Origin of the sequence: Cohaesibacter marisflavi (assembly GCF_963665895.2) — a bacterium.
GTDB classification, from domain to species: Bacteria; Pseudomonadota; Alphaproteobacteria; order Rhizobiales; family Cohaesibacteraceae; genus Cohaesibacter; species Cohaesibacter marisflavi.
Genome location: NZ_OY762534.1, coordinates 2,062,284 through 2,074,866, shown reverse-complemented (window position 1 = coordinate 2,074,866; position 12,583 = coordinate 2,062,284). Strand labels below are relative to the sequence as shown.

Below are 12,583 nucleotides of genomic sequence, written 5' to 3'. Positions count from 1 at the left end.
GATAAAAATGAAAAAGGCACTCTTTCTTACGAGCCTTCTCGCTCTGTCCGCTCTCAGCCAGCCGGTTCTGGCTGAAGGTCTGAAAATCGGCCTCGCAACGGCCCAGACCGGTGGTCTGGCTCCTTATGACGCGCCGGTTATTGAAGGCGTTCACATCGCCGTCGATGAAATCAACGCTGCAGGCGGCATTGATGGCAAATACAAGATCGACCTGATCGACAAGGATGTGCGTTCTGATGCCGCGCAGACCTCTATCGCAACTCAGGAACTGGTCGACCAGCAGGTATCCGTTCTGGTGTTGCCATGCGATGCCGATCCGGCGCTGGCTGCCATTTCCATTGTCGCTGCTGCTGAAATTCCGGCTATCTCCACCTGCGCCTCTTCGCCAACTCTGCCGCTGGTCGGTGGCGACTATATGTTTGCCAACTTCCCCGGCGACAACGTGCAGGCAACCGTTTCGGCTGAATGGGCATGGGGCGAAGGCTACAAGTCGGCCTACATCATCTATAGCCCGGATGCGCAATACACCACTCTGCCTCTCTACTTCAAGGAAGTGTTTGGCAAGCTGGGGGGTGACATTTTGGGCGAAGACACCTATTCCATTGGCCAGCAGGATTTCTCTGCGATTGCAACCCGCATCGCCGCGCTTGACCCTCAGCCGGATGTCATCATGACCGCCGCCTTCGAGCCCGACTTCCCGTCTCTTCTGAAGGCCCTGCGTGCGGCTGGCGTGAAAAGCCAGATGATCGGCTCGGATGGTATCGATAGCCCGACCACCTTCTCCCTTGGGGATGTTGTTGAAGGCACTGTCTTCACCACGGCAGGCTTTGCCACCGAAGGCAGCCCGATGGAAGCATTCAACAAGAAATACAAGGAAGTCACCGGCAAGGAAACCCAGACAGTCTTTAACGCGGTTGGCTATGACCTGATCAAGGTTATCGAAGCCGCCGTCAAGGAAGCAGGTTCCACCGATCCGAAGGCCTTGCGCGATGCGATTGCCAATCTTGAAAATGTTCAAGGTGCAACCAGCCTGATCACCTACAAGGGCACCAACGGCATGCCTGTGCGTCAGGTGTCTCTGGTGCGCGTCACCGGTGGCGACCGCGAATTGATCGGCCAGCCGAGCCCGACTGCTGATCTGGTTCCTGCACCTCGTATGCAGTAAGTCAAGGAGCGTTGATCCAATGGAACCGCTGTTGAAAGTATCCTCGCTGCATGTGCGGTATGGCGCTGTACAAGCGGTTCGCGGGGTCGACTTTGAAATCCGGGAAGGCGAGATTGTCGCCTTTCTGGGCGCCAATGGTGCGGGCAAGTCTTCCACGCTCAATGCCATTGCCGGGTTGGTGGAGGCCCATGCGGGCACCATCGAGTTTGCCGGACGGGACATTACCGATCTGGCACCGGAAACACTGACCCCGTTGGGGTTGGCGCTTTCGCCCGAAGGTCGCCGCGTATTTCCTGCGCTGTCTGTCGCTGAAAATCTGTTGATGGGCGCCTATAGCGTCAAGGACAAGACAAAGGTCAAAGATGCATGGGAGCGGGTCTATTCGCTCTTTCCCATCCTGCATGACCGCAAGGACCAGTTGGCCGGAACCCTTTCGGGCGGTCAGCAGCAAATGCTCGCGGTCGGGCGCGCCCTGATGAGCGGTCCGCGCCTGTTGCTGCTTGATGAGCCATCCCTCGGCCTTGCGCCGTTGATCGTCGAGCAGGTGTTCGAGCTGATCACCATCCTCAGAGACCAGAAGGTGACCATTGCGCTCGTCGAGCAGAATGTCGCCAAGAGCCTCGAGATCGCCGACCGTGGCTATATTCTGGCTGGCGGTCAGGTCGTCGGCGCGGGGGCTGCTTCGGATCTGATGTCCGAGGGCGGCCTTGAAGATACATTCCTTGGAGCATGACAATGGAACTTTTGCTGCAACAAACTGTCAATGCCATCGCGTTGGGGGGCACCTATGCCCTGCTTGCTCTGGGGCTGGCCGTTGTCTTCTCCATCATGGGGCTGATCAACTTTGCCCATGGCGAATTGATGACCATTGCGGGGTATGTGTTGATGTATTGCGGCCTGGCAGGCGTGCCCTTTGCTATTGCCGCAGCACTGGCCATTGGCGCGGCCATGCTGGCCGCCGTGTTGATGGAAATGATTGCCTTCAGGCCCGTGCGCAACGCCTCGGGGGAGACCATGCTGGTCACCTCTTTTGCGGTGTCCATGGTACTGCAAGTGCTGTTCCAGAACTTTATCGCCGCGCGGTCTCAGCCAGTGCTGCTGCCGCAGCTTCTCTCCGATAGCATCAGCCTTTTCGGACTGGTCATCGGGGTGAACAAGATCGCCGCGATTGTGGCGACCATCGTCATGCTGGCCTTTCTCGACTGGTTCATGCGCAAACAGAAACACGGTATCGCCATGCGTGCTGCGGCAGAAGATTTTGCCGTCGCCCGGCTGATGGGCATTCGCGCCAACACGGTGATTTCCGCCGCCTTTGCGCTCTCTGGCCTGCTGGCCGGAGTGGCCGCTGTGCTCTGGGTTTCCCAGCGCGCGTCGGTTGACCCGCTGATGGGCTTTGCACCGGTGCTGAAAGCTTTCATCGCTGCCATTCTCGGCGGATTGGGCTCTCTGCGGGGCGCTGTAGCCGGTGGCTTCGTGCTCGGTTTCATAGAGATCTATCTGGCGGCCTTCCTGCCGTCTGACATGCAGGAGTTCCGAGAGCCGATTGGGCTGGGCATCGTCGTCTTCATCATGCTATTCCGTCCGAATGGACTAATCCCTGCCGCCAGCCTGAAGGCTGAGAAAGTGTAATCAAGGTTCCCTTTCATGACGCAATTGTTGCAAGCTGGCGATCCTTCGCCGTCCCTCATTCTCAATCCCGAAGGGACATGCCCCATCCTGTTAGCCTGCGAGCATGCCGGGCAGGGGATTCCCAAAGCTCTGGGCGATCTTGGCCTCAGCCGTGAGCAGCTGGACATGCATATTGGCTGGGACATCGGTGCCGCGGCGCTCACGCGTCTGCTCTCCGAGCGCCTCAATGCCACCGCCATTCTGCAGTATTACAGCCGTCTGGTCATCGACTGCAATCGCCCGCCCGAAGCCCCGGATTCCGTGCCCGAAGTCAGCGATAAGGTGACCATTCCGGCCAATGTGGATGCGGATAACAAGCAGGCCCGCGTGGACGAGATTTTTACGCCCTATCAGGGGCAAGTGTCGCGCCTGCTCGATAGTGGCCGCTACAAGGCTGCGCTTTCCATTCACAGCTTCACACCCGTCATGCAGGGCGTGCCGCGCCCATGGGATATCGGGTTTCTGTTTGGCTCCCATGACGACACATCTCGCAGGCTTGCCGCCTTCCTTGAGAAGGCCTACCCTTGGATGACCATCGGTTTCAACGAGCCCTATCAGGTGAGCGGCCTGTCTGATTGGTTCGTCCCCCGCCATGGGGAAGCAAGAGGCCTGCCGCATGCTCTTATCGAGGTGCGCAACGATCATATTTCAGACAAGGACGGTCAGGAAAAATGGGCCGATATTCTTGCTGCATCCTTTAGGCATTTTCTTGAAGAGGTTCCTGCATGACTTTGACCCGTGACATACCCCTTGATCCTTCCGTCTCTGCGCTGTTGTTTGTAGACGTGCAGAATTTCAGTTGCAGCCGCAAGGGCGGAGAGTTTGCGCATCTCAGCGAGCAGGAACTGGAGGAAAAATGCGGCTGGTTCTTTGAAAAGGCCGAAACCGAAATCGTGCCCAACATGCAGGCTCTTCAGGCCAAATGCCGGGAGAAGGGCATCGAGGTGATGTATACCACCATCGAAAGCCTGACCTTTGACGGACGGGATCGCTCGCTTGATTACAAAATTACCGGTTTCAATGTGCCCAAGGGCTCTTGGGATGGCAAGGTGATCGACGAGATTGCGCCGCAGGGTGATGAAATCGTGCTGCCCAAAAGCTCGTCATCGGTCTTCGTGTCTACCCATATCGACTATATCCTGCGCAATCTAGGCGTCAAACAGCTGGTCATCTGCGGCATGCTGACAGACCAGTGCGTGGAGAGTGCCATTCGTGATGCCTGCGATCTTGGCTATTTGGTGACCGAAGTGACTGATGCTTGCCTGACGCTCACTCAAGAGCGCCACGACAATTCTCTCAAGGCGATCAAGGGCTACTGCAGACAGATCACGACAGCCCAGTTGCTTGAAGAACTGGGATAGAGATATCGCTCTCAGATCTGCGATGAGAAGGCCCCGACGGGGCCTTTTCTTTCCCTGTTTTTCTCGGCATACAGCCTGCTATTCAGGGGCAAGGCAATTCATGAATCTGCCTCATTGCCGCTATTGAAAAGGTCCGTCTAATCAATTTCTCCCGCGATCCACACATAGGACGTGGACATTCACCAACATGCCCTTAGGAGAACATGACATGACGAACAAGACCGGACAGGAAGTTGCCATTGAAACACCGGATGCGGGCCGCCGCAATCTGCTTAAACTGGCTGGCGTCAGCTCTGCGACCATCGCAGCAGCATCTCTCGTAGCCGCTCCCGCCATGGCCAAGGCAAAAAGTCTCAATCTCACGGATGAGTGGGACAAGACCTTTGAAAAGAGCGACGCCGTTGATCACAAGAAGGTGACCTTTACGAACCGCTATGGCATCACTCTGGCTGGCGATCTCTATATCCCGAAAGAGCGTTCGGGCGACAAACTGCCTGCGCTCGCTGTCGCTGGTCCGTTTGGCGCAGTGAAGGAGCAAGCCGCAGGTCTATATGCTCAGACCATGGCCGAGCGCGGTTTTGTTACGGTTGCGTTTGACCCTTCCTTCGTGGGCGAAAGTCAGGGCGCAGACTTGAGCGTTGCTTCCCCGGACATCAACACCGAAGACTTCATGGCTGCAGTTGATTTCCTTGGTTTGCATGAAGCTGTTGATCAGGAGCGTATCGGCATCATCGGTATCTGTGGCTTTGGTGGCATGGCTCTGAATGCAGTGGCAGCGGACAAACGCGTCAAGGCCGTGGCAACGGCCAGCATGTATGATATGTCGCGCGTCATGGCCAAAGGCTATTATGATGCGATGACACCAGAACAGCGCGCCGAAGCCATGAAAAGCATGAGCTACCAGCGCTGGGAAGACGCCAAATCAGGAGAAGCTGCACTGGCCGGAGGCCTGCCCGACACGCTCGAAGGCATCGATGATCCGGTGATCACCATGTATTATGGTTACTATAAAACCGACCGTGGCTACCATCCGCGTTCTGTTAACTCCAATGCTGGCTGGACGGTCACCAACCCGCTGTCCTTCATGAACATGCCGCTGTTGACCTATGTTGACGAAATCTCTCCGCGCCCGATGCTACTGATTGCTGGCTCGGAAGCGCATTCAAAATATTTCAGCGATGATGCCTATGCGTCTGCGGCAGATCCGAAAGAGCTGATGATCATCGACGGAGCTGACCATTGCGATCTCTATGATCAGGTGGACATCATTCCATTCGACAAGCTTCAGTCCTTCTTTGACAAAAATCTCGCCTAATTGAGCCATAGAGGAATGTCTGCCATCCTTGGCAGACATTCCGTCCCCTTTCTCTCCATCCCTTTTGGGGAGCTAACTGCTCTCGCTTTCTGTCTCGATATCATCGTGCAGTTTACCTTTCACCAGTCCCAACAGACCCAGTACGACAAAGGCCAGTACTGTCGTTAGAATGGCGACCTGCCAGAAGCCGAATCCGGTTGCCAACCCTATGGCTCCGGCCATCCACATGCCTGCGCCTGTGGTGAGGTTGCGCACGCGCCCGCGACTAAACACAATCAGTCCCGCAGCCAGAAAGGCCACGCCGGAGGTGACGGCCTCGATCAGGCGGAACGGATCTATCCGGATCGCATCGCCCTGAAAGGCTGGCATATGGGCAATGTCAATGGACAGAATGGCCATGAGAGCGGAGGCGAGACTGACCAGGATATGGGTGCGCAGACCGGCTGCATTGTGACGCCATTCTCTCTCGAAACCGACAACGGCGCCCAGCAACAGGGCAATTGTCAAGCGGATTGCTATTACGTCCATGCCCAGCCAACTCTCATTGGCCCAATATAAAATGTCGGTATTCATTGTCTTGTTCCATTTGCTTTTTCTTGAGAAAAGAAACCGTATGCCGGTTACCGAAAGATGATCGGGAGAAGGGGAGACCGTGCAGAAGTAAGGTAGGCATACAACCAGCCAGCGTCTGCTACCCCAAGATGGATTGCAATGCTACGGCTGCGCCAAAAACCAGAAACAGCGCGACGCTTTCAAAACCGATTTTCGCCGTGCCTTCCTTCTGGCGCAACAAAAGGCCAAGCATGAGGATAGCCGTCATCACCAAAGCCACAGCATTCCAGAATAAATCCGCATCACTTATGGCGTGATAGAGCGAGCCGTCACGATATCCGGCATCTGCGATGGTCAAGAACAGGGTGTCGAAGGTGTTGCCTCCGATGATGCCTCCCACTGCGAGTTGGAGCGCGCCGCGTCGCACGGCGGCCAGCGTTGTAACCAGTTCGGGCAGTGATGTTATGACTGCGGTCATCAGAGCGCCAACGAGCGTTTCCGAAAGGCCGATCCTATCAGAGAGAACCGCGCCGGAGCGGGCAATGGCCCAGCCCGCAATGGAGAGAAGGATCGCCATCACGACGAATGCCAGAATGAGACGCGTTGCGCTTTTCGCCTCGGAGCCTTCGTCGTCGGGCTCGTCAAAGCGCGTCACCTCCGTATGCACCGGCTCCCACATGGGATTATCCTTCACCCAGCGCGTGGCCAGCAGCCCAAAACCATAAATAACGGGAATGGCGAGCGATAGCGGATGCATACCGATAAGAGTGAGTTCCGGTGTGGTGGAAGCCAGAAAGGGAATGGCGAGCAGGAGCATCAACAGGCCGGCCTGAAACATGTTGGTTATTTCAGCGGAGGCATGCTCCAAATTGGCCTTGCGATAGATAAGATCCCCTACCGCCAGAAAGGCTGTCTGGGCTGCGATGCCGCCAATGCTGTTGGCAAAAGCCAAAGAGGCACGCCCATCCAGCGCCGAGGTGAGGGAAACGATTGTGCCCGAAAGAGACGTTGCCGCTCCGAGCAGAACACCGCCTATCAGGGCTTCGCCAAGGCCCGTCTTGTCTGCGATCTGGTCGGCAAGCGTCGTCATGCGTAGGCCGCAGAAAAGAATAATCACAGTCGCCGCCACCATAATGGCCAGAATGAAGGGAAAAGAGAGCTCTGCCATCATACCGCAACCGCCCGGCCAAACAGAGGCAAACGAAGCAACATGTTGATCGTACTGGCAGAGGTGTCGCTGTGCGAGATCACAAAGAGGGCTGACGGTTCAGAGGGCATTGCGGAAGTCCTTATTCTAGCTCCTTACTGTTAACTGTGCGGTCGCCTGATTGTTCCCCTTTATTAATCAGCTTTCAGCAAGTGGTATGAAATTGCCTGATATAGGGCCAAACGCTTTCGATCTGTCTCAGCCAAGGGAGCGAGTTTTCCAAGCCTTGAGACAAATTTCAAACCGGTTGGCACAAATCGGTAAAAAGCTTTTGCCTTTGGGCCATAATCGGCGCAACTAGAGACGACAAAAAGAAAAGATCACCACGAGGTAAGACATGTTTGAAAAAATGCAGGAACAGCCACCTGTAAGCCTGTTGGGGCTGCTGATTGCCTATCAGGCAGATCCGCGCCCGCACAAGATTGACCTTGGCGTTGGCGTTTATCGTGATGCAACGGGGCACACGCCCGTCATGCGCGCTGTAAAGGCGGCCGAAAAGCGCCTTTGGGAAACGCAGGATAGCAAGCGCTATCTTGGTCGTGAAGGGGACATGGGGTTTGTAGAAGCACTCAAGCCGATCATTTTTGGTGCTGGCAGTGACCTGATTGACCAAACGGCAGGTTTGCAAACACCCGGTGGCTGTGGCGCCATCAGGCTGGCCGCTGATGTTATCGCGACCGCCAGTCCTGATGTGCGGGTCTGGACGGGAACCCCGGGGTGGCCGAACCATAATCTGTTCTTCTCCCATTCCGGGCAAGAAGTGGTCGAATATCCCTTCTTTGATCTGGCAACCCAGACCATCCTGTTCGACAAGGTGCGCGAAGCGCTGACCTCTACCCGCGAAGGCGATGTCTTCCTGCTCCATGGGTGTTGTCACAATCCAACCGGCGCAAATTTCACCACGGAGCAGTGGCTGGAAATTGCTCAGCTTTTGGCTGAACGCAAGCTGGTGCCATTTCTTGACTTGGCCTATCAGGGCCTTGGAAGTGGTCTTGAAGAAGATGCCAAGGCCCTTCAGCTCGTGCTTTCAGCTGTAGATGAAGCCTTCATTTCCTATTCCTGTGACAAGAATTTCGGTCTTTATCGTGATCGTGTCGGCGCGCTCTACATGATGAGCCGCAATCCCCGCGAACTGAAGATTGCTGCCAGCAACGCAAGTGCTTGTGCCGCTCCGGGCTGGGGGATGCCCCCAGATCATGGGGGGGCCGTGGTGCGCACCATTCTTGAGAGCAAAGAACTGACCGCCATCTGGCGTGCCGAACTCAAGGAAATGGGCGAACGGGTGAATGGCAACCGAGCCGCTTTGGCCGATGCGCACCCGGATCTGGCCTTCATTAAAGAGCAGGGCGGCCTTTTCTCCACGCTCAATATGTCGGTTGAAACGGCCAAGAAGCTGCGCGAACACTACGCGATCTATTTTGCAGACTCTGGTCGCATGAATCTGGCGGGCATGCAGCCTGCGGACGTGAAGCCGATCATCGATGCGTTGGTTGCAGAAGGCGTGCTCAAGGCTTTGTAAGCCCGAAGCGCAAAATGACAAAAAAGAGCAGGGTTTTGTGCAAAGCCCTGCTCTTTTGTTTTCTGTGTCGCTGTCTTTAGATGGCTGTTGCCAGACGGCTTTCGACATAGATGTCGCGCAGTTTCTTGGTGATCGGGCCGGGCGTGCCGTCACCGATTTTCTGGCCATCGATGCTGACCACAGGCAACACGAAATTCGTTGCCGAGGTGTTGAAGGCCTCTGCCGCTTCCTTGGCTTCTTCAAGGGTGAAGGGGCGTTCTTCAACCTTGATGCCAGCTTCCCGAGCGAGATCCAGCGTGCTGGCGCGCGTAATGCCTGGCAGGATTACATGAGACAGGTCACGTGTGACCAACGTGCCATCCTTTTTGACGATGTGAGCGGTTGCCGAACTGGCTTCGGTAACAAACCCGTCTTCCAGCAACCATGCATCATCGGCGCCCTGACGGGAGGCCTGCGTTTTCGCCATGGTCGGGTAGAGCAGCTGTACGGTCTTGATGTCTCGACGCTCCCAGCGCCAGTCTGGCAGGGAAATCACGGAAATACCGGACTTAGCATATGGATTTTCCAGCACTTTCTTGGTCTGTGTAAACATGGAGAAGGTCGGCTTCATTTCTTCGGGATAAACGAAGTCCCGATCATCGACGCCACGAGAAATCTGCAGATAGATCATGCCTTCTTCGACATTGTTCCGCGCCACAATTTCGCGATGCACGGCGAGCAGTTCGTCTTCATCAAGCGGGCAAACCATGCCCAGCTCGCCAAGAGAGCGCTGCATGCGCGCCGAATGGCCAGGATAGTCGATGAGCTTACCGCCCACGATTGCGGTCACTTCATAAATGGCATCGGCAAAGGTGTAGCCACGATCAAAAATGGAAATTTTGGCATCGGCTTCATCGAGCCATTCGCCATTGAGATAAACAGTGCGAGACACGGGTCTCTCCTTTGGATTGCTGGATTTATTATACTTGCGGGATTTTAAAGGGAGCGAAGGAAATGCCTTCTTGCGCCAGAGCATCACGCAAGGCGCGTGCGACGGCTACCGCTCCGGGTGTGTCGCCATGAATGCAGACCGTTGCCGCCTCCACAGGTAGCTTTTTACCGCCAACTGTGGGGATGAAGCCCTCCTTGACCATGCTGAGAACCTGATCGGTGCTCTGTTTGAGGTCATGAATGACCGAGCCTTCTTTCTGGCGAGAGGTCAGCATGCCATTGTCATCATAGCTTCTGTCGGCAAACACTTCGCAGGCCACATCAAGGCCCGCCGCTTCGGCGGCCTTCATGGTTTCCGAATAGGGCAGGGTGACAAAGGTGAGCAGCGGGTCTACCGCCTTGATGGCGGAAGCGCAGATGGCGGCAAGTTCTGGGTCTTCAGCGGCGATGTTGCCCAGAGAGCCGTGGGTTTTGACATGGGTAATCGGCCAGCTCAGTGCTTCGGACATGCCCTTGACGGCGGCAATCTGATAGATCAGTTGCGCTTCCAGATCCTTGGGCTTTTCGCCATAGATCCGGCGGCGGCCAAAACCATACAGATCCATGAAGGAGGGATGGGCCCCAATCGCCACACCCTTCGCCTTGGCGGCCAGAATGGTATCGCGAATGACAACCGGGTCGCCCGCATGAAATCCACATGCGATATTTGCGGTATTGATCAGCTCGAACATGGCTGCATCATCGCCTATGGTGTAGGCGCCGAAGCTTTCGCCCATGTCGCAATTGAGATCGATCGTTGTCATGTCACTGTCCTTTCACCAACTGGCACCATCTGGAAAATTCAGACTGTTGGGCGAAGGGCAAAGCGCATAAACTTCGATCCAAAGGGCAGCGAGTCCCCTCAGAAACCGCATGCTCGGGCGAGCATAATCAACACGCAGACACTTCATTCCCGGAGGTCTGTTTTTTATCATTTACTCCTGACATACAATTGGTATACTGAAATGGCAAGAACATAATGACACGGAAAATGAAATTGAAACTGTTTGATAAATTGCGCAAAGGCTCCGCTGCTTCGGGGCAGCGCGGGCAAATGACAGCGCGATTCCTTCCATGTGGTGACAGCGCCATAGCCGTTGAACTCGCCAGCGAGATCGATGAAAAGGCCAATCAGCAGGTGATCGTTCTGGCCGAGGATCTTTCCAAACGCCCCATCGAGGGGATCGAGGAAGTGATTCCGACCTATCGTTCGCTGTTGGTCCTTTATGATCCGGCTGTCATTCGCGGTCAGAAACTGATTGAGGCTCTGCAAGGGCGGCTCGACAAGCTCGTCGTGTCCGATGCCCAGACGCGCCATTTTTCCATTCCCGTGCTCTATGGCCATGAGGCTGGGCTCGATCTGGAAGCCATGGCCGAGATGAAAGGGGTAACCCCTGAAGAGATCATCTCGCTGCATTCCTTAGCTGAATATCGCGTGTATATGATCGGCTTTGCTCCGGGCTTTGCCTATCTGGGCGGTTTGCCGGAAATCCTTCATACGCCGCGCCTTAAAGAGCCGCGCCAGCATATTCAGGCTGGCTCCATCGGCATCGGGGGCAAGCAGGGCAACATCAACTCTGTTGCCTGCCCGAGCGGCTGGCGCTTTCTGGGGCGCACGCCTCTTAAATTGTTTGACCCGACGCGCGAAGAGCCCTTTCTTCTTCAGGCTGGAGATACAGTGACTTTCCGTCCCATCGAGCGCGAAGAGGCTCTGGAGTTGGACGCCGCCGTTGCGCGTGGTGAAACCGGAGTGGAGGCCAGCATCAAATGAATGTCATTCAGATCAAAAATCCCGGCCCTATGATGACCGTGCAAGATCTTGGCCGTCCGGGCATGCTGCATGCCGGCGTCTCCCGCTGCGGCCCGATGGACACACCATCTTTCCGTCTGGCCAACGCGCTGGTGGGCAACGCAGAAGAGTGCAGCGCCATTGAATTTGCCATGTTCGGTGGCACCTTTGTGGCATCCAGTCCGGTGCGGATTGCCGTGACCGGTGGCATGGTGGATGTGAAAATCGATGGCGTGACGGTTTCCCCATGGGAAAGCCACTGGCTGCAGCCACAATCGCAGTTGACAATCGGCGCCATGAAGGGGGCTGTCTGGGGCTATCTCGCCATTTCCGGTGGATTGAATGTGCCTGAAACTCTCGGGTCGCGCTCCACTCACATTCGCACCGGCCTTGGCGGGCTGGATGGCCGCTGCCTGCAGAAAGACGACATCATCGAGCTTGGTGAAGCAATTGCGGCACCCTTGATGGTGCAAAGCCATCCACGCATTTTCAATGGCGATGTCATTCGCGTCGTGCCCGGCCCGCAGGCCGACTATTTCGATGATGAAGCCTGGCAGATCTTTCTCGGCCAACCCTTCACAATCTCGGCCAAGCGTGACCGCATGGCGCAATCGCTCGAAGGGCCGCAACTGAAGGCCGCACGAGGCCATGACATCGTTTCCGATGGCACGGTCTTTGGCTCCATGCAGGTGCCCGGCTCGGGCCAGCCTCTGGTGCTGATGGCTGAGCGCCAGACGACAGGTGGCTATCCCAAAATCGCCACGGTCGCCACTGTTGATCTACCCAAATTTGCCCAGACGCCCACTGGTGCGTCTGTCCGTTTTGTTTCCATTTCAGCAGAAGAAGCCGAAGATCTGCTGATCGCCGATCGGCAAGCGATCAAGGCCAGTCTGGCCGCGCTTGCCAAAAAACCTGACCCCGCAGGATGAAGTCATCTCCGGCCTCTGCTGCTCGTGGGGAGCGGCAGGGGCCGGAGACTTCGTCCATTCCGTCATCCGCATTTGAAGAAACCAGCAAACAAGATCAAATGCGCCTTAT

At 56.1% G+C, this 12,583-nt stretch carries 13 protein-coding genes; 9 read left to right on the top strand and 4 right to left on the bottom strand.

From position 1 onward, the window contains the following. Positions 1–7: 7 nt before the first annotated feature. The 6 genes from ACKPCT_RS10510 (at position 8) to ACKPCT_RS10485 (ending at position 5,509) form a co-directional block, all read left to right on the top strand. Positions 8–1,165 (top strand): ABC transporter substrate-binding protein, encoded by a 1,158-nt coding sequence (locus ACKPCT_RS10510; RefSeq protein WP_319569162.1) that lies wholly within the window; start codon positions 8–10, stop codon positions 1,163–1,165. Between the two features lie 28 nt (positions 1,166–1,193). After that, complete coding sequence (locus ACKPCT_RS10505; RefSeq protein WP_319517115.1) at positions 1,194–1,898, top strand: ABC transporter ATP-binding protein; 705 nt, start codon at positions 1,194–1,196, stop codon at positions 1,896–1,898. Positions 1,899–1,900: 2 nt separating this feature from the next. Then, positions 1,901–2,794, top strand: coding sequence for a branched-chain amino acid ABC transporter permease (locus tag ACKPCT_RS10500; protein ID WP_090067687.1), 894 nt, complete (start codon positions 1,901–1,903; stop codon positions 2,792–2,794). Between the two features lie 15 nt (positions 2,795–2,809). Then, a complete protein-coding gene (locus ACKPCT_RS10495; protein WP_090067689.1) occupies positions 2,810–3,562 on the top strand; it encodes an N-formylglutamate amidohydrolase in 753 nt (250 codons plus the stop codon). Continuing rightward, positions 3,559–4,194, top strand: coding sequence for an isochorismatase family cysteine hydrolase (locus ACKPCT_RS10490; protein ID WP_090067691.1), 636 nt, complete (start codon positions 3,559–3,561; stop codon positions 4,192–4,194). Before ACKPCT_RS10495 ends, ACKPCT_RS10490 begins: the two co-directional genes overlap by 4 nt. 208 nt (positions 4,195–4,402) lie before the next feature. Continuing rightward, the gene (locus tag ACKPCT_RS10485; protein WP_090067693.1) at positions 4,403–5,509 is read left to right on the top strand and encodes an alpha/beta hydrolase; all 1,107 of its coding nucleotides are present in this window, start codon (positions 4,403–4,405) and stop codon (positions 5,507–5,509) included. Positions 5,510–5,581: 72 nt separating this feature from the next. Here the strand turns inward: ACKPCT_RS10485 and ACKPCT_RS10480 are convergent, their stop codons facing one another. Together ACKPCT_RS10480 and ACKPCT_RS10475 are read right to left on the bottom strand one after the other, a co-directional pair. After that, complete coding sequence (locus tag ACKPCT_RS10480; RefSeq protein WP_090067695.1) at positions 5,582–6,082, bottom strand: MgtC/SapB family protein; 501 nt, start codon at positions 6,080–6,082, stop codon at positions 5,582–5,584. A gap of 118 nt (positions 6,083–6,200) precedes the next feature. Beyond that, positions 6,201–7,232: a sodium:calcium antiporter gene (locus ACKPCT_RS10475; RefSeq protein WP_319569161.1), complete on the bottom strand. Its 1,032-nt coding sequence runs from the start codon at positions 7,230–7,232 to the stop codon at positions 6,201–6,203. Positions 7,233–7,605: 373 nt separating this feature from the next. Between ACKPCT_RS10475 and ACKPCT_RS10470 the strand changes: the two genes are divergently transcribed. Further along, positions 7,606–8,787: an amino acid aminotransferase gene (locus tag ACKPCT_RS10470; protein ID WP_319569160.1), complete on the top strand. Its 1,182-nt coding sequence runs from the start codon at positions 7,606–7,608 to the stop codon at positions 8,785–8,787. A 76-nt stretch (positions 8,788–8,863) separates the two neighbouring features. Here ACKPCT_RS10470 and ACKPCT_RS10465 read toward each other — a convergent pair whose 3' ends face one another. Further along, entirely contained in the window at positions 8,864–9,718 is an 855-nt protein-coding gene (locus tag ACKPCT_RS10465; RefSeq protein WP_319569159.1) for a D-amino-acid transaminase, read from the bottom strand. Positions 9,719–9,746: 28 nt separating this feature from the next. Further along, on the bottom strand, positions 9,747–10,520 hold the full coding sequence (locus ACKPCT_RS10460; RefSeq protein ID WP_319569158.1) for a LamB/YcsF family protein: 774 nt from the start codon (positions 10,518–10,520) through the stop codon (positions 9,747–9,749). Between the two features lie 227 nt (positions 10,521–10,747). Between ACKPCT_RS10460 and pxpB the strand changes: the two genes are divergently transcribed. Further along, positions 10,748–11,527, top strand: coding sequence for a 5-oxoprolinase subunit PxpB (gene pxpB, locus ACKPCT_RS10455; RefSeq protein ID WP_319569157.1), 780 nt, complete (start codon positions 10,748–10,750; stop codon positions 11,525–11,527). Continuing rightward, on the top strand, positions 11,524–12,474 hold the full coding sequence (locus tag ACKPCT_RS10450) for a 5-oxoprolinase subunit C family protein (protein ID WP_319569156.1): 951 nt from the start codon (positions 11,524–11,526) through the stop codon (positions 12,472–12,474). The genes pxpB and ACKPCT_RS10450 overlap by 4 nt, the downstream gene beginning before the upstream one ends. Positions 12,475–12,583: the final 109 nt, after the last annotated feature.